Below are 16,020 nucleotides of genomic sequence, written 5' to 3'. Positions count from 1 at the left end.
TTCTTTCTCGCTTGGCGAAATCTGGGCTTCGACAAGCTCAGCCCGAACGGGGGGAGAGCAGAATGCGTAAGTTCGCTGGTCATGCCGTAAGGATGGTGCAGATTGTCCTGTTCGGCGTCATCCTCACTGCCCCCGCAAACGCCACCGCGCCCGGCAACACCATATTGATCGCGGGGGATTCCACCGCGGCCGACTATGCGCCGGTGCGGTATCCGCAGACGGGATGGGGAACGATGCTACGCTGCGCCGTGGCCCCAAATGTCCGCATTCTCAACCATGCCATGGGCGGCCGTTCAACCCGCAGCTTTCTGGCGGAGGGGCGCTGGGACCGGCTGCGTGCCGATATCCTGCCCGGCGACACGGTGCTGATCCAGTTCGGCCATAATGACGCGACGCGGGCGAAGCCGGAGCGCTGGGCACCGGCGCAGACCGGCTATCGTGACAATCTGTTGCGCTTCATTCGTGACGTGCGGATGGCCGGCGGCGTGCCCGTCCTCGTCACCCCTGTTACGCGGCGCAATTTCGGGCCGGAAGGCCGCGCCATCGCGGATTTTCCTGCATGGTCGGGTGTCATGCGGGACCTGGCGATCAAGACGGGCACGCCGTTGATCGACTTGGAGGCCCGCTCACGGGCATGGCTCGATCGCGCCGGGCCGAATGGGTCGAAAGCGCTCTATCTCCATTATAGCGCCCAGGACAATGTGGCCGCTTTCCCTAAGGGCATCAGCGACAATACGCATTTCAGCGAATTGGGCGCGCGGCAGGTGGCCGATCTGGTTGCCGGGGGTCTGAAATCGCTCGCGCTGCCCATTTCCGCGACGATAGCGGCGCCGCGCCCGGCCCTCACTCGCACCACCCCGCTTGGAAGGACGGATTGCCAATGACACCGCCGATCGACCGCCGCACCCTCCTTGCCGGCACCCTCGCCTCCGCCACTCTGGCAACACCTGCTCTGGCGCAGAGCTTCCCCCTGCCCCATGGGTTCGAGCGGTTTCCGATCTGGCCCGGCAAAGCGCCGGGTGGCGAGCGAGTGACGGTACAGGAGGTCGAAAGCCTTCGCCGCCCCGATAGCGGGCCGGATGACGGCGTGTTTGCGCATGTGGTGACCCCGACGCTGACCTTGTTGCGCCCCGTCAAGCCCAATGGCGCGGCGATCCTGCTCATCCCCGGCGGGGGCTATATCCGTGTCGCGATCGGCCATGAAGGCTATAACATCGCCCGCCATTTCGCGCAGGCGGGCTATGCCTGCTTCTCGCTACTCTATCGCCTGCCCGCCGATGGCTGGGCGGCAGGTGCCAAGGCACCGTTGCAGGATGCCCAGCGCGCCCTGCGCTTAATACGCGCGCTCGCCCCAAGGGAAAAGTTTGACGCGAACCGGATCGGTGTGATGGGCTTTTCGGCGGGAGGACATCTTGCGGCCTGGCTGACCAGTCGCACGCCCCAGGAAAGCTATACGCCGGTCGATGCCGCCGACCGCGAACCGATAAGGGCCGCTGTTGCCGCCTATATGTATCCGGTGATCCAGATGGAGGGCGCGTTCGTCCATGCCGGATCGCGCACGCAATTGCTTGGCCCTGATCCAACGGCGGAACGGAAGCGCGCCTATTCGCTCGACCATGACGTGAGTGCAGAGACCCCGCCCGTCTTCCTCGCCCATGCGTTGGACGACAAGGCGGTGCCGCCTGAAAACAGCCTGGCCATGCTGGCTGCGTTGCGCGCCAAAGGCATAGCGGCGGAGTGCCATCTGTTCGAAAATGGCGGCCATGGCTTTGGCCTTGTCGCCGCGCCGGCAGCACCAGCGCCCTGGCCCGACCTGTTCCTGAATTTCGCGAGACGCCACGGCCTATGACCGCAAATGTCGCTCTGTTCGTCACCTGCCTGGTCGATATCATGCGGCCGCGCATCGGCTTCGCCGCGATCCGTGCGCTTGAAGCGGCGGGCTGTACCGTCGTCGTGCCGCAGGGGCAGACCTGTTGCGGCCAGCCTGCGCTCAATAGCGGCGACCGTTCCCATGCCGTAGCGCTGGCCAAGCAGACAATCGAAGCACTCGAACCCTATGAGGCGGTTGTCGTCCCCTCCGGCTCCTGCGCCGGGACGATCCGTTGCCACTATCCCGAACTGTTCGACGATGATGCGGCATGGCGCGCGCGCGCACAGGCAGTCGCCGCCAAGACGTTCGAGGTGATGGCCTATCTGGATGAGGTTTGTGGCTGGAAACCGGAGGGCGTCATCCTGCCCGCCACCGCAATCTATCATGATAGTTGTTCGGGGCTTCGCGAACTGGGAATCAAGGCGCAGCCCCGCCGCCTGCTCAAAGCCATCGATGGCCTGTCGATGACACCGTTGCCGGGCGCGGAAACCTGCTGCGGCTTTGGCGGTACTTTCTGCGTCAAATATCCCGCCATCTCCAACGCCATCGTCAGCGAGAAGGCTGACGCGATAGACACCACAGGCGCGGACCTGCTGCTGGCGGGCGACCTTGGCTGCCTGATGAACATGGCGGGCAAATTGCATCGCAAGGGCAGCAAGGTTCGCGCCTATCATGCCATCGAACTGATCGCGGGCATGGGCGACGGCCCGGCGATCGGCGAGGAAGCATGAGCGGCTTTACCGATCGCGTCGACGCCGCACTCGCCGACCCGATCCTCAAGATCGCGGTCGAGCGCACCGCCGGGACGGCGGAGGCCAAGCGTGCCATCGCGATCGACGCTTTCCCCGATTTCGAAGCTGCGCGGACACGCGCGGCTGCGATCAAGGATCATGTGATCGCGCATCTTGGCGCCTATCTCGAACAATTCGAAGCCAGCGCCATAGCGTCGGGGGCGCAGGTCCATTGGGCACAGACGGCAGACGAAGCCTGCCGGATCGTCATCGACATCTGCAAGGCGGCGGGGGCACGGACGGTCGCCCGCTCCAAATCCATGCTAGGCGAGGAAATCGGCTTGCCCCATGCGCTGGAGGAGGCGGGGATCGTCCGGGTCGAAACGGATCTTGCCGAACATATCATCCAGCTGGCCGACGAGCGGCCGTCCCACATCATCTGGCCCGCGATGCACAAGACGCGCGAACAGGTGTCTGCATTGTTCCGCGCGAAACATGCCAATCCGCATGAGGAAGAAACGATCGCCGCCATGGCCCAGAGCGCCCGGCGCGAACTGCGCGGGGCGATGCTGGGCGCGGATGTCGGGATATCGGGTGCGAACTTCCTGATCGCAGATAGCGGCGCGGTCTGCACCGTCACCAACGAAGGCAATGCCGAACTCTCGCTCGTCCCGCCGCGCGTGCATATCGTGACGGCGGGGATCGAAAAGATCGTGCCGTCCATGCCCCACGCTATCCATATGCTGCGGATGCTGGCACGGTCTGCCACTGGCGCGGCGCTGACCCAATATACGACCTTTTACACCGGTCCAAAGCGCGTTGGCGACCGCGACGGGCCGGAGCAGATGCACATCGTGCTGGTGGACAATGGCCGCACCAAAATGCGCGAGGAAGGTCTGGCGGAGATGCTGCGCTGCATCCGCTGCGGCGCGTGCATGAACCATTGCGTGGTGTTCCGCCAGATTGGCGGCCATGCTTATGGCGGCACTTATCCGGGGCCGATGGGGGCGGTGCTAACGCCTGCGCTCGACGGCTTAGCGCCCAATCGCGACCTTGCCCATGCCTGCACTTTGAATGGCAAATGTCAGGAGGTCTGCCCGGTCAAGATCCCGCTCCCCACGCTGCTCAAGGGCTGGCGCGAGAAAAGCTGGCACGAAGGGCTGGAGCCGACCTCAATGCGCTGGGGGTTGGGTGTCTGGGCTTGGTTTGCGCGCCGTCCCGCGCTCTATCGCCTGGGCACCGCCTTAGCGATCCGGGCGATGCGGCTGATCGGCCGTACCGGCTGGATCGCCAGCCTGCCGCTGGCGAGCGGCTGGACCAAGCATCGCGACCTGCCCAAACCCGCCGCCCGCAGCTTCATGGCGCAATATCAGCAGGAGCAGCGTAAATGAGCGCCCGCAACGCCATCCTTGCCCGACTGAAAGGCCCGGTTCCGGTCGCAGCCGAAGCCGCTGCCTTGCTCGATGGGCCAGAACGCCCGGCTGTCGACGCCGCCGCGCTCGAATCCGAATTTCTCGCCCGCCTCGCTTTGCCCAGCGTCAATGCCAGCCATGACCGTATCGCCAGCCTGGCCGACCTGCCTGCCGCCATCACGCGCTACCTGACCGACCAGCAGGAACCCTTGACCCTCTGTTGCCCGCCAGACCCACGCCTAGCGGCGTGCGATTGGTCCGCCTTCACCCTGCACGCCGATGCCGCCGCCGATGAAGGCGCTACCCTCGCCATTGCGCGCAGGGGTATCGCTGAAACCGGGTCGCTGATCTTCGAAACCAGTCCGATCGCGCCGATGCTGCCCAATTTCCTGACGCTGCATCATATCGTGCTGTTGGCGATCCGCGACATCTCCCCCCACCTGGAGGATGCGCCCCTGCCGGGTCCGCAACCGCGCGCCCATTACTGGATCACCGGCGTATCCGGTACGACGGATATCGAGGGCACCTATGTGCGCGGCGCGCACGGCCCGCGCTTCCTGCATGTCATTCTGCTTCAAGAATGATAACCGCATATCGGTTCGTCATTCCACATTAAGGGATAAATACTTTCCTTCGTGGCACTGGACGCTATAAGGCTTGGCAAAGCCATTCAGGAGACAGCCGATGTTCGACAAGACCTATTACGCGACGCACCCCGACATGATGGAATGCGTGTCGAACGAGGAATTGCGCGATCGCTATCTGATCGGCGGGTTGTTTCGCGATGGCGCGTGCGTGTTGAACTATACCCATGCCGACCGTTTCGTGATCGGCGGGGTTGCGGTGGCGGATGCACCGGTCGCGCTGCCGGTGCAGAGCGAGCCTGCGTCCGCTGCGGGCCACCCCTTCCTCGAACGCCGTGAAATGGCGGTGGTGAACGTCTCGAACGTCGAAGGCACCGTTACCGTCGATGGCGAGAGCTTCACGCTGGGCAACAAGGATTGCCTCTATGTCACCATGGGCGCGAAGGATGTGAGCTTTGCGGGTGCAGGCGCGCGCTTCTATCTCGCCTCCTGCCCGGCGCATAAGGGCTTTGTTACCCGCAAGCTCGGTATCGCCGATGCCAATGCGCTCGAACGCGGCTCCCTCGAAGAATCCAACGAGCGCACCATCTTCCAGCTCGTCATCCCCGGCATCTGCGACAGCGCGCAGCTGGTCATGGGGCTGACCGTGCTCAAGCCCGGTTCGGTGTGGAACACCATGCCCCCGCATATTCATGAGCGCCGCAGCGAGATTTATTTCTACTTCGAACTGGATGGCCCGTCGGATCGCGTGTTCCATTATATGGGCGAAGGCGATGCGATGCGGCATATCGTCATGGCCAATGAGGAAGCGGTGATCTCGCCGCCCTGGTCGGTGCATATGGGGTCGGGCACCAAGGCCTATGCCTTCATCTGGGCGATGGCGGGCGAGAATCAGGATTATACTGACATGAACGTGCTGGATATCTGCCAGCTCGCCTGAACCCTATTGGCGTCATTCCCGCGAAAGCGGGAACCCATCTCCCAGCCTAGCATCCGAAACGACGCTTGGGAGATGGATCCCCGCCTGCGCGGGGATGACGTGGAGTAAAAGTCCATGACCAACCCCTTTGATTTGCGCGGCAAAGTCGCCATCGTCACTGGCGCGAATACCGGCATTGGCCAGGCCGTCGCCCTGTCGTTGGCTGCTGCCGGTGCGGATATCGCCGCAGTCGGCCGCACCCCGGCGCAGGAGACTGTCGAAAAGGTCCGCGCACTTGGGCGTAGGGCGGAGATCATCTCCGCTGACCTGTCGACCATCGCGCCGGTCCAGCGCGTGGTGGACGAGACGCTGGAGAAGCTTGGCGGGCTACACATCCTCGTCAACAATGCCGGGATCATCCGCCGTGCCGACAGCGTGGACTTTACCGAGGCAGACTGGGATGCCGTGATCGACACCAATTTGAAGGTGCTGTTCTTCCTGTGTCAGGCGGCGGGTCGCCACATGATCGGCCAAGGGGCGGGCAAGATCATCAACATCGCTTCGCTCTTGTCCTTTCAGGGCGGCATCCGCGTGCCAAGCTATACCGCGTCCAAGAGTGGCGTTGCTGGCCTGACCAAGCTGCTGGCGAACGAATGGGCGGCCAAGGGTGTCAACGTCAACGCCATCGCGCCAGGCTATATCGCCACCAACAATACAGCCGCGCTGCAGGCCGACGAGACCCGAAATCGCCAGATTCAGGAACGCATCCCGGTCGGCCGCTGGGGCGATCCGTCCGACATTGGCGGGGCGGCCGTGTTCCTCGCGTCGAGAGCAGCAGGCTATATCCACGGGCATACGCTTGCGGTCGATGGGGGATGGCTCGCGCGCTGAGGCGCCTGACCTGCGCGAAGCAACGCCCTTCGACAGGCTCAGGGCGAACGGACGATCGAACAGAGGAGGGATAACCCTCCCAACCCAAATCATGGAGGATGGATGCCCGATATCGACAGGCGTGCGGCGCTTACCGCCACTGGTCTCGTTGCACTGGGAGCCGCCCTCCCCGCGCCCGCCGTCGCGCAATCGCCGCTGGCGCTCGGTGCCGGAAAGTCCGGCCCGCCGCTCAAAACGGGCCATCTGCGCATGGGCACGGGGACCGGCCCCGATGGCACGATCGGCCTCACCAACCTGACCCTCATCCGCGACGGCCAGCCCTGGCTGCCGGTGATGGGTGAATTTCATTTCACCCGCTTCCCGGCGCGCTATTGGGCGGAGGAACTGCGCAAGATGAAGGCGGCGGGCATCACCATCGTCGCCAGTTACATATTGTGGAACCATGTCGAACTGTCCCCGGGCGAGATCGACTGGACCGGCGACCGCGACATTCGTCGCTTCATCCAGCTTTGCGACGCCGAGGGATTGCTCTTTTTCCTGCGGCCCGGACCTTGGGGGCATGCCGAAGCGCGCTTTGGCGGCATCCCCGACTGGATCGTGGCAGGCACGCACCCACGCAGCAATGATGCCGCTTATCTGGCGGAGGTCGAACGCTTCTGGCGCAGTCTTCATCACCAGGTGAAGGGCCTTTTCTGGAAGGATGGCGGCCCGATCGTCGGCATGCAGATCGAGAATGAATATAATCTCGATGGGCCGGGACAGGGCCGCGCCCATATCGCGATGCTCAAAACCATGGCGCAGAAGATCGGCTATGACGTGCCGCTATATACGGTCACGGGCTGGGACCAGACGCTCTATCCCAAAGGCGAGGTCGTTCCCGTCCATGGCGGCTATCCTGACGAACCCTGGTCGGCCAAAACCACCGCGCTGCCGCCCAAGGAAAATTACCTGTTCCGTTTCGATAGCCGGGTGAGCGGTGACCTTGGCGCGCAGACCCGGAGCAATCGCCGGGGCGACGCCGACAGCGACATGGCAGATACACCATTCCTGGGCGCGGAATATGGTGGCGGCGTGCCAGTCATGTATCGCCGCCGACCGCTGCTCGACCCCAAGGACGTGGCTGCCGCCGTCACCACCCAGGTCGGGTCGGGCGTCAATCTGCTGGGCTATTATATGTTCCACGGCGGGGCAAACCCGCTCGCGCAGGGTCGCACCCTGGAAGAGACCCAGCGGTCGGGCGGCTATAATGACTGTCCGATCATCGGCTATGATTTTCAGGCGCCGATCGGCCAATATGGTGAGGTGAACCCGGTCAACGCCGCGCTGCGACCGCTGCATTATTTCCTTGGGCAATATGGCGATCGGCTCGCACCCATGGCCGTTCAGGCCCCTGCCAGGCTACCCAGCGACAAAAACGACCTGCACACCCTGCGCTGGTCGGTCCGGTCGCAGGGGGAGAGCGGTTTCCTGTTCGTCAACAACCATGTCCGCCAATATGCCACCCCTGCCCATCGCGGCGTGCAGTTCACTGTCCAACTGACCAGTGGCCCGGTCGTCCTGCCGTCGCGGCCGGTCACGATTGCAACAGGCGACTATTTCTTCTGGCCGATCGGCCTGGACTTGGACGGCGTGTTGCTCAGCTGGGCCACCGCCCAGCCCGTCACTCGACTGGCCGATGCGGATGGCCCGATCCATGTGTTGATCGCCACTGCGCCAGGGTCCGTCGAACTCGCCTTCCCTTCGGGCACACGCCTGTCCGCGCCATCGCGCACAGAAGGTCCGCACGTCATCGCCGATGTCCCGCCTGCCCCGGACCGGCTGCTGACCGTGACCGGAGCCGATGGCCGCAAGGTTCGGTTGCTTCTGCTCGATCAGATGTCCGCGCGCAGCCTGTGGGTTGGCGATCTGTCGGGCCAGCGCCGCCTTGTCCTGACGTCTGCCGACACGATGTTCGGAACTGACAGCCTGACCCTGCGCCAGCGCGGCGATCCCGCCTTCCGCTATCGCATGATGCCCGGTCGCGCGGGCACGGCAACGGCGAAAGGCCCGGCATCCAGGGCCATTCCCTTTACCCAGAGCCGCGCCGCCGGCACTGCACCGCCCATCATTATCGGCGGCCCCGCCAACGCCGCGATGCAACCCCTGCCCGAAGCGCATCGCGCGGCCGCCGCCTTTACCTTCACGCTGCCCAAGGATGCGCTGGCAACGGGCGACGCCTTTTTGGAAATCGATTGGCGCGGCGACATGGGTCGCCTGTTCGACGGTATGGATATGCTGGACGATGCCTTTTGGGACGGCCGCGTCTGGCGCATCGGCCTCAAGCGCTTCGCCGAACGGTTGGGGCGACCATGGACACTGACCATCCTACCGCTGCGTGCCGACGCGCCAATCTACCTGGACGATAGCGCCCGCGCGAAACTGCCAAAAGCGGCCCAAGTTGCGGACCTGCTCACCCTTTGCCTCGTCCCAGAATATCAGTTGGAGCTCCGCGCATGACCGCTCTTACCCGCCGCGCCACGCTTGGCCTCGCCACACTGCCGTTACTGACCACGCCTGCGCTGGCCGCGCCCAAGAAGACCGGCGCACGCCCCGGCCCTTTCCTGATCGGCGCGGACATCAGCTGGATTCCCGAAGATGAGGCCGCAGGTGCGCGCTATTTCACGAAGGATCAGCAGAAGGACCCTATCCTCCTGCTGCGGGACGCAGGGTTCAACGCCATTCGCCTGCGCATCTTCGTCGATCCGGCGAATGGCTATTCGAAGCGGGAGCCAGACAAGGCATGGGCCGGGCTGGAACAGACCGTCAAACTCGGCCGCCGCGTCCGCGAGGCGGGCCTATATCTGGTTCTGAGCTTTCATTATAGCGACACTTGGGCAGACCCGGAGCATCAGGGCGTGCCCGCTGCCTGGGCAGGCTATGACCTGCCCAAGCTCGCCAAAGCCGTCGATGCCCACACGCATGACACGCTCGTCGCGATGCGTGCGGGCGGCGCGCCTGTCGACATGGCGGTGATCGGTAACGAAACGACCTTTGGCATATTATGGCCCCATGGCCGGGTGAAGCTGTCTACCCCAACGGGCAATCCCATTACCGACGCCAATCATGCCAAGGTCGGTCAGGTTGGTGGCTTCGATGCCTTCGCCGCCTTGTTGCGCGCGGGCATAGCGGGCGCGCGTCGCGCCGAACCGGGCATCGCCATCCAGTTGCACAATCATCTGGGGCGTCATTGGGGCATCGTGCGCGAATGGACCGACGCGCTGGTGGCACGCAATGTCGATTTCGACGTCATCGGCTTTTCCGCCTATCAGCAGCAGCGACAGGGCGACTGGGCCAACAGCTTCGACCAGTTCCTCAAACGCTATCCGCGCAAAGGGCTGCTGGTCGCCGAATATTCCAGCCGCAAACGCTATATCAACGATCTGGTCCACGCCCTGCCGGACAAGCGTGGCTGGGGCACGTTCATCTGGGAACCGACGCGGCATCAGGAAGCGATCTTCGATCGCAATGGCGAGAATGCCGGCGAAGGCCCCAAACCTGACCTGTTGAGCCAAGGCATCAACAGCGCCGAAGCCCCCGGCGGCCTTGCCACCGCTGCGCCAGCGCCCAAGCCCCAACCGACAGGACCGATGGGCGTTGGCGGTGACTATATCGCCAATCCCCTGCTCGATCTCTATGGTCGGATGGCGCAGGATTATCGACCGTGAACCGCCGCGACTTCACGCTGGGCGCTGGGGCGATGGCGCTCACCGCCTGCACCACGCGCCCGGTGGTCGGGGCCGATCCGTTGGTGTTCGCCTATTTCACGACCGGCAAGGGCGAGGCGGATGGCCTGAAACTGGCTACCAGCGACGATGGCTTCACCTTTCGCCCGTTGGCGGGCGGGCGCAGCCTGCTGGTGCCGCAAGTCGGCGAGAAAAAGCTGTTGCGCGATCCCTTCCTGTTTCGGGACGGAGCCCTCTATCATCTGCTGTGGACCACCGCCTGGGAGGGCGTGACGATCGGCCATGCCACCAGTCGCGACCTCGTCCACTGGTCGCCGCAGCAGGCTATTCCGGTCATGGCGACCATAAGCGGCACGCGCAATTGCTGGGCACCCGAAGCCATCTATGATCCGCGCGCGCGGCACTGGCTGCTCTTCTGGTCCAGCACGGTCACCGGCCGCTACCGCGAAACCGAAGGCACGTCGGAATCAGGGTACAACCATCGCCTCTGGTCCACCACTACGCGCGATTTCACGACCTTTTCCCCGCCGCAACCGCTCTATGATCCCGGTTTCAGCGTCATCGACGGCAGTTTTGCGCACGCGCCGGACGGTAGCCTGCACCTGATCGTCAAGGATGAGACGGTGTCGCCACCGCGCAAATGGTTGCGCAGCGCACCCGCCCACAGTCCGTCCGGCCCCTTTGGCGCGCTGTCCGCCCCTTTCTCGCCTGCCTGGGTCGAAGGGCCGATGACCACGCGGATCGGCGATGCGCTGGTCTGCTATTACGACATTTACAAGGAAGGCCGCTGGGGCGCAGCCATGACCCGCGACATGGCGACATGGCAGGATGTCAGCGATCGGCTGGCGCTGCCAATAGGCGCCCGCCATGGCTCGCTGCTTAGCGTGCCGCGTGGAGTGATCGACGCGATCGAGAACGAATAGAGCAGGTGTTTACGCCATCGCGAAGGCTTTGAGCGCACGCAGGTCGCGGGTGATCCATTTGGCGTCGCGAGCGAACATCTCATCATCCATGCCGGGCTGACGGAACAGCGTCAGCATCACCTCCGCCCCATGGCCATTGGCGATGACGCGCAAGGGGACATGGATTTCCGTGCCGTTCCCGGTATCGACATAATGGTCCATCACGCCGAACGCATTATGCGGCGTGAAGCGGATGGCCACTGGACCTTCCGGGCCATCAGCCAACCACCGATCGCCCTCCTGGCGAAGATTGGATTCGGCAAGGCCGGAAGCCCATTTGGGGAAGATTTCCGGCCGCCAGATTCGGTCGTAGAGCGCCTGCCAATCCCGGTCGATCGATATGCTGTAGGTGCGTGCAGGCAGCATGAGGCCTCTCCATCCTGGGTCCAAAGCGAGGTCCGATAGCGCGATAAAGACACCCTGTCACCGATTGGTCGAGCGAGGATGGGTCAGTCTGCACGGCATTTTTACAGGATTTTCATGGGTAAGGTCATGAACCCCCATCGATAGTTCACGCGCATAGCGACCATCATCGGCTCCGATAAAAAGGAGTCTTTGATGACGTTCGACTTTGTCCTTGCTGGTCTGGTAGCATTGGGCCTGCTGGGCTATCTGACCACTGTGCTGATCCGGCCGGAGCGCTTCTGATGGCCGGTACCTCGCTGTTCGAGCGCGCGCTGCTGCTGCCTGCGGTGCGGGATGCGTTCATCAAGCTCGATCCCCGAACGCTGGTGCGTAATCCGGTGATGTTCACTACGGCCATCGTCGCCATGGTCGCGACGGTCATCCTGGTGCGTCACATGATCGCCGGTATGGGCGATCTGGCGTTCGAAGCACAACTCATATTCTGGCTGTGGCTGACCGTGTTGTTCGGCAATTTCGCCGAAGCGTTGGCGGAGGGGCGTGGCAAGGCGCAGGCGCAAAGCCTGCGCGCGACCAAGGACCAGCTTGTCGCGCTGCGCATCGGCAAGAATGGCGCGACCGAGGAAGTGCCCGCCACGCAGTTGCGGCAAGGCGATGTGGTGCTGGTCACGCAAGGCAGACAGATCCCGGCCGATGGCGAAGTCGTGGCCGGCGTCGCCTCCGTCAACGAAGCCGCGATCACCGGCGAAAGTGCGCCGGTGATCCGCGAGGCAGGCGGGGACCGGTCGGCCGTGACGGCTGGCACGACCGTCCTGTCCGACGAAATCCGCGTCAAGGTGACGGCGGAACCGGGCAGCGGCTTTCTCGATCGCATGATCGCGCTGGTCGAAGGCGCAAGCCGCCAGAAGACGCCGAATGAGATTGCGCTGACGATCCTGCTCACCGGGCTGACGCTGATCTTTCTCGTCGCAGTGGGGACGCTCCCGGCCTTTGCCGCTTATGCGGGCGGCGTGCTCTCCGTGCCGGTGCTGATCGCGCTTTTCGTCGCGCTGATCCCCACCACCATATCGGGACTGTTGTCCGCCATCGGCATTGCGGGCATGGACCGGCTGATCCGTTTCAACGTGCTGGCCAAATCGGGCCGGGCAGTCGAAGCAGCAGGCGACATCGGCACATTGTTGCTCGACAAGACCGGCACCATCACGATCGGCGACCGGCAGGCAAGTGAGTTCGTGCCGCTGCCGGGTGTGGCGCAAGCAGACCTGATCGCCGCGGCGCGGATGGCCAGCCTGTCCGACACCACGCCGGAGGGCCGTTCGATCGTGACGCTGGCGGGGGACGGCGACGCCCTGCCCGCCGATGCGACACCGGTGGGCTTTACGGCGCAGACTCGGGTGAGCGGGATCGACCTACCGGGGCGGAGCATCCGCAAGGGCGCGGTGGACGCTGTGCTCAAGCTGGGCGACTTCCCCGAAGACATCGTGCGCGCGCTCAGAAAGATTACCGATCGTATCGCGCAGGCGGGCGGCACGCCGCTGGCGGTTGTGGAGAATGACCGACTGCTGGGCGCGGTGCATCTCAAGGATGTGATCAAAGCGGGCATCCGCGAACGCTTTGGCGAATTGCGGCGCATGGGCATCCGCACGGTCATGATCACCGGGGACAATCCGCTGACGGCAGCCGCAATCGCGGCGGAAGCCGGGGTCGATGACTTCCTGGCCGAAGCAACGCCAGAGGATAAGCTGGCCTATATCCGCAAGGAACAGGCAGAGGGCAAGCTGGTCGCCATGTGCGGCGATGGCACCAATGATGCGCCTGCGCTGGCCCAGTCCGACGTCGGTGTCGCGATGAATACGGGCACGCAGGCAGCGCGCGAGGCCGGCAATATGGTCGACCTGGACAGCGATCCCACCAAGTTGATCGAGGTGGTGGGTATCGGCAAGCAGTTGCTGATGACGCGCGGGGCGCTGACCACCTTCTCGATCGCCAATGATATCGCCAAATATTTCGCGATCCTGCCTGCCATTTTCGTGGTGCTGTATCCGTCGCTTGGCGTGCTCAACCTGATGGGGCTGGCGAGCCCGTCGAGCGCCATCCTCTCGGCGATCATCTTCAATGCGCTCATCATTCCGCTGCTGGTGCCGCTGGCGCTCCGGGGCGTCGCGTATCGCCCCATGCCTGCGGCCAGCCAGTTGCTCCACAATCTGGGCATCTACGGCGCAGGCGGCGTGATCGCCCCCTTTATCGGCATCAAGCTCATCGACGTCGCCGTCGCCGGCCTCGGCCTGGTTTGAGCAGGAAAGGACCAGATCATGTTCACAGCCATTCTCACCATCATCCTGATCGTCGGCGGCGCGGCGCTGCTGTCCTGGCCGCTTGGCCGCTATATGGCGGCGCTGTTTTCGGGGCGCTTCGCGGGCGCCGATGGACTGTTCGTGCGGGTTGCAGGACGCGCACCGCAGCAGGACTGGAAACATTATTCGATCGCACTGTTGGCGTTCAACGCTTTGATGTTCGCGTTTGTTTTCGTGCTGCTGGCGACGCAACATTGGCTCCCGCTCAATCCCGATGGGCAGACCGCCGCGTCGCTCGACCTGGTGTTCAATACGGCGGCGTCCTTCACCACCAATACCAATTTGCAGCATTATTCCGGTGAAAGCAGCTGGAGCTATTTGGCCCAGCTTGGCGGGTTGATGTGGCTGCAATTCGTGTCGGCCGCGACCGGGATCGCCGCTCTGGCAGCCCTTGCGCGCGGGATCGCAGGGCAAGCGAGCATGGGCAATTTCTTCGTCGACCTGCAACGCGCGACTTTTTGCGTGCTTTTGCCCCTGGCGATCCTCGTCGCGCTGATGCTGGCGCTGAACGGCGTCCCGATGACCTTCGAAGGCGCGGCCCATGCTACGACGCTGGAGGGCGTAGCGCAGACGATCGCACGCGGGCCTGCAGCAGCTTTCGTGGCGATCAAGCAATTGGGCACCAATGGCGGCGGTTTCTTTGGTCCCAACTCGACGCACCCGTTGGAAAATCCGAACTTCTGGTCGAACGGCTTTTCGATGATTGCCATCATCACCATTCCCATGGCCTGTGTGTGGATGTTCGGGCGGATCATCGGGCGGATGAAACATGCCGGCGTGATTTTCGCTGTCATGCTCGCCTTCCTACTGTTGAAGATTGGCGGATCAGTCGCCTTCGAGGCCGCGCCGACCCAGGCCTTCGTCCATCTGCCGGTGATGCAGGATGTCGGCAATCTGGAGGGCAAGGAATTGCGCCTTGGTGCCACGACCGGGCCGCTCTGGGCGGTGCTGACCACGTCGACCAGCAATGGATCGGTCGCGGCCATGCATGACAGCCTTAACCCCCTCACCGGCCTGATGCCGATGATCGGCATGTGGCTCAACGCCACCTTTGGCGGGGTCGGCGTGGGGATGATCAACATGTTCCTCTATATCGTCGTGGCGGTCTTCATTGCCGGGATGATGGTAGGGCGGACGCCCGAATATCTTGGGCACAAGGTCGAAGGCGGGGAAATGCGGCTGGCCATATTGGCACTGTTCAGCCACGCCCTGCTCATATTGGGTGGCACCGCCCTGTTCGCGGCAACCACCTGGGGACAGGCGACGCTGCACAATGTCGGCGCGCATGGCTTTTCCGAAATTCTCTACGAATTCAGCTCTGCGGGGGCGAATAACGGGTCGGGATTCGAAGGGTTGGGCGATAATACGGTGCCTTGGAACATCGCCACCGGGCTGGTCATGCTGATCGGACGCTATCTGCCGATCATCGTGCCGTTGGCGATCGTCGGATCGCTGATGGCCAAGAAGCGCAGCGCCGAAAGCGCGGGCACGCTGAGCGTGGAGGGCGGCAGTTTCGGCATCATGCTGGTGATCACCATCTTAATCTTCGGCGCGCTGACTTTCTTCCCCGCCGCTGCGCTCGGCCCGATCGCCGAACATGTGACATTGATGCGCTAAGCGGCCTCTTGGTCGAAAGGATTATACGCAATGGCCTATCTCATTCCCTCGATCCGCCTGTGGCTGGTGACGCTGCTTGTTTGCGTTGTCGGCTACACGCTGCTCGTTCTCGCCTTCGCGCAGAGCGTCGCGCCGTTCCGGGCCAATGGATCGATCATCATAGTCGATGGCCGGGCGGTCGGCAGCGAACTGGTGGCGCAGAATTTCACGTCCGACCGCTATTTCTGGCCACGTCCGTCCGCCGCCGATTATGATGCCATGGGCGCGGCGGGTAGCAATCTGTCGCCAACCAGCGAGACACTGACCATGCGGGCCGCCGACACCGTCGCGCGCTATGGGGCAACGGCCGCCAATCCAGTACCGGCCGATCTGGTAGCCGCGTCGGGTGGAGGGCTGGACCCGCATATCTCCCGCGCCGGGGCGCTGTATCAGGTGCAGCGGGTGGCGCGCGCGCGGGGCATCGATCCAGCGGCGGTGGCACGGCTGGTCGATGACAAGGGGATCGTGCCTGGTGGCCCCTTCGCGCCTGACCCGATCGTCAATGTGCTGCAACTCAATCTGGCGCTGGATCGCCTGAAGCCATAGAGCAGGTCCA

15 protein-coding genes are annotated in these 16,020 nt (G+C 63.7%); 14 read left to right on the top strand and 1 reads right to left on the bottom strand.

From position 1 onward, the window contains the following. The first annotated feature begins 62 nt into the window (after nt 1–62). The 10 genes from SxD43FB_RS08095 (at nt 63) to SxD43FB_RS08050 (ending at nt 11,052) form a co-directional block, all read left to right on the top strand. Nucleotides 63–884 carry a rhamnogalacturonan acetylesterase gene (locus SxD43FB_RS08095; protein WP_255245640.1) on the top strand — a complete coding sequence of 274 codons (822 nt, stop codon included), beginning with the start codon at nt 63–65 and terminating at the stop codon, nt 882–884. Continuing rightward, entirely contained in the window at nt 881–1,849 is a 969-nt protein-coding gene (locus SxD43FB_RS08090) for an alpha/beta hydrolase (RefSeq protein ID WP_096061733.1), read from the top strand. Before SxD43FB_RS08095 ends, SxD43FB_RS08090 begins: the two co-directional genes overlap by 4 nt. Continuing rightward, entirely contained in the window at nt 1,846–2,601 is a 756-nt protein-coding gene (locus SxD43FB_RS08085; protein ID WP_096061732.1) for a (Fe-S)-binding protein, read from the top strand. The genes SxD43FB_RS08090 and SxD43FB_RS08085 overlap by 4 nt, the downstream gene beginning before the upstream one ends. Then, nucleotides 2,598–3,992 (top strand): lactate utilization protein B, encoded by a 1,395-nt coding sequence (locus SxD43FB_RS08080; RefSeq protein WP_096061731.1) that lies wholly within the window; start codon nt 2,598–2,600, stop codon nt 3,990–3,992. Before SxD43FB_RS08085 ends, SxD43FB_RS08080 begins: the two co-directional genes overlap by 4 nt. Beyond that, the gene (locus tag SxD43FB_RS08075) at nt 3,989–4,597 is read left to right on the top strand and encodes an LUD domain-containing protein (protein WP_096061730.1); all 609 of its coding nucleotides are present in this window, start codon (nt 3,989–3,991) and stop codon (nt 4,595–4,597) included. Before SxD43FB_RS08080 ends, SxD43FB_RS08075 begins: the two co-directional genes overlap by 4 nt. Nucleotides 4,598–4,697: 100 nt before the next feature. Next, nucleotides 4,698–5,537: a 5-dehydro-4-deoxy-D-glucuronate isomerase gene (kduI, locus tag SxD43FB_RS08070; RefSeq protein WP_096061729.1), complete on the top strand. Its 840-nt coding sequence runs from the start codon at nt 4,698–4,700 to the stop codon at nt 5,535–5,537. Between the two features lie 114 nt (nt 5,538–5,651). Further along, on the top strand, nt 5,652–6,407 hold the full coding sequence (kduD, locus tag SxD43FB_RS08065; protein ID WP_096061728.1) for a 2-dehydro-3-deoxy-D-gluconate 5-dehydrogenase KduD: 756 nt from the start codon (nt 5,652–5,654) through the stop codon (nt 6,405–6,407). Between the two features lie 102 nt (nt 6,408–6,509). Then, a complete protein-coding gene (locus tag SxD43FB_RS08060; RefSeq protein ID WP_096061727.1) occupies nt 6,510–8,903 on the top strand; it encodes a beta-galactosidase in 2,394 nt (797 codons plus the stop codon). Next, the gene (locus SxD43FB_RS08055) at nt 8,900–10,111 is read left to right on the top strand and encodes a glycosyl hydrolase 53 family protein (protein WP_096061726.1); all 1,212 of its coding nucleotides are present in this window, start codon (nt 8,900–8,902) and stop codon (nt 10,109–10,111) included. Before SxD43FB_RS08060 ends, SxD43FB_RS08055 begins: the two co-directional genes overlap by 4 nt. Continuing rightward, nucleotides 10,108–11,052, top strand: coding sequence for a glycoside hydrolase family 43 protein (locus SxD43FB_RS08050; RefSeq protein WP_096061725.1), 945 nt, complete (start codon nt 10,108–10,110; stop codon nt 11,050–11,052). The genes SxD43FB_RS08055 and SxD43FB_RS08050 overlap by 4 nt, the downstream gene beginning before the upstream one ends. A 9-nt stretch (nt 11,053–11,061) precedes the next feature. On the opposite strand, the gene SxD43FB_RS08045 is transcribed toward SxD43FB_RS08050, so the two are convergent. Then, the gene (locus tag SxD43FB_RS08045; RefSeq protein ID WP_096061724.1) at nt 11,062–11,457 is read right to left on the bottom strand and encodes a polyketide cyclase; all 396 of its coding nucleotides are present in this window, start codon (nt 11,455–11,457) and stop codon (nt 11,062–11,064) included. 192 nt (nt 11,458–11,649) lie between these two features. Between SxD43FB_RS08045 and kdpF the strand changes: the two genes are divergently transcribed. From kdpF to kdpC, 4 genes are read left to right on the top strand one after another with little or no spacing between them, the layout of a single operon-like run. Continuing rightward, a complete protein-coding gene (kdpF, locus tag SxD43FB_RS08040) occupies nt 11,650–11,739 on the top strand; it encodes a K(+)-transporting ATPase subunit F (RefSeq protein WP_096061723.1) in 90 nt (29 codons plus the stop codon). Further along, nucleotides 11,739–13,748 carry a potassium-transporting ATPase subunit KdpB gene (gene kdpB, locus SxD43FB_RS08035; protein ID WP_096061722.1) on the top strand — a complete coding sequence of 670 codons (2,010 nt, stop codon included), beginning with the start codon at nt 11,739–11,741 and terminating at the stop codon, nt 13,746–13,748. The genes kdpF and kdpB overlap by 1 nt, the downstream gene beginning before the upstream one ends. 18 nt (nt 13,749–13,766) lie before the next feature. Continuing rightward, a complete protein-coding gene (gene kdpA, locus SxD43FB_RS08030) occupies nt 13,767–15,425 on the top strand; it encodes a potassium-transporting ATPase subunit KdpA (RefSeq protein ID WP_176482709.1) in 1,659 nt (552 codons plus the stop codon). 30 nt (nt 15,426–15,455) lie between these two features. Then, the gene (gene kdpC, locus SxD43FB_RS08025; protein ID WP_096061721.1) at nt 15,456–16,010 is read left to right on the top strand and encodes a potassium-transporting ATPase subunit KdpC; all 555 of its coding nucleotides are present in this window, start codon (nt 15,456–15,458) and stop codon (nt 16,008–16,010) included. Nucleotides 16,011–16,020: the final 10 nt, after the last annotated feature.

Origin of the sequence: Sphingobium sp. D43FB (assembly GCF_002312805.1) — a bacterium.
GTDB lineage: Bacteria > Pseudomonadota > Alphaproteobacteria > Sphingomonadales > Sphingomonadaceae > Sphingobium.
Note: the sequence above shows the minus strand (reverse complement) of the source record. Positions and strands in the feature narration are given on the sequence as shown.

Coding starts and splice junctions, on each gene's coding strand:
- SxD43FB_RS08095 (WP_255245640.1), top strand. CDS start 63: ATGCGTAAGTTCGCTGGTCATGCCGTAAGGATGGTGCAGATTGTCCTG.
- SxD43FB_RS08090 (WP_096061733.1), top strand. CDS start 881: ATGACACCGCCGATCGACCGCCGCACCCTCCTTGCCGGCACCCTCGCC.
- SxD43FB_RS08085 (WP_096061732.1), top strand. CDS start 1,846: ATGACCGCAAATGTCGCTCTGTTCGTCACCTGCCTGGTCGATATCATG.
- SxD43FB_RS08080 (WP_096061731.1), top strand. CDS start 2,598: ATGAGCGGCTTTACCGATCGCGTCGACGCCGCACTCGCCGACCCGATC.
- SxD43FB_RS08075 (WP_096061730.1), top strand. CDS start 3,989: ATGAGCGCCCGCAACGCCATCCTTGCCCGACTGAAAGGCCCGGTTCCG.
- kduI (WP_096061729.1), top strand. CDS start 4,698: ATGTTCGACAAGACCTATTACGCGACGCACCCCGACATGATGGAATGC.
- kduD (WP_096061728.1), top strand. CDS start 5,652: ATGACCAACCCCTTTGATTTGCGCGGCAAAGTCGCCATCGTCACTGGC.
- SxD43FB_RS08060 (WP_096061727.1), top strand. CDS start 6,510: ATGCCCGATATCGACAGGCGTGCGGCGCTTACCGCCACTGGTCTCGTT.
- SxD43FB_RS08055 (WP_096061726.1), top strand. CDS start 8,900: ATGACCGCTCTTACCCGCCGCGCCACGCTTGGCCTCGCCACACTGCCG.
- SxD43FB_RS08045 (WP_096061724.1), bottom strand. CDS start 11,457: ATGCTGCCTGCACGCACCTACAGCATATCGATCGACCGGGATTGGCAG.
- kdpF (WP_096061723.1), top strand. CDS start 11,650: ATGACGTTCGACTTTGTCCTTGCTGGTCTGGTAGCATTGGGCCTGCTG.
- kdpB (WP_096061722.1), top strand. CDS start 11,739: ATGGCCGGTACCTCGCTGTTCGAGCGCGCGCTGCTGCTGCCTGCGGTG.
- kdpA (WP_176482709.1), top strand. CDS start 13,767: ATGTTCACAGCCATTCTCACCATCATCCTGATCGTCGGCGGCGCGGCG.
- kdpC (WP_096061721.1), top strand. CDS start 15,456: ATGGCCTATCTCATTCCCTCGATCCGCCTGTGGCTGGTGACGCTGCTT.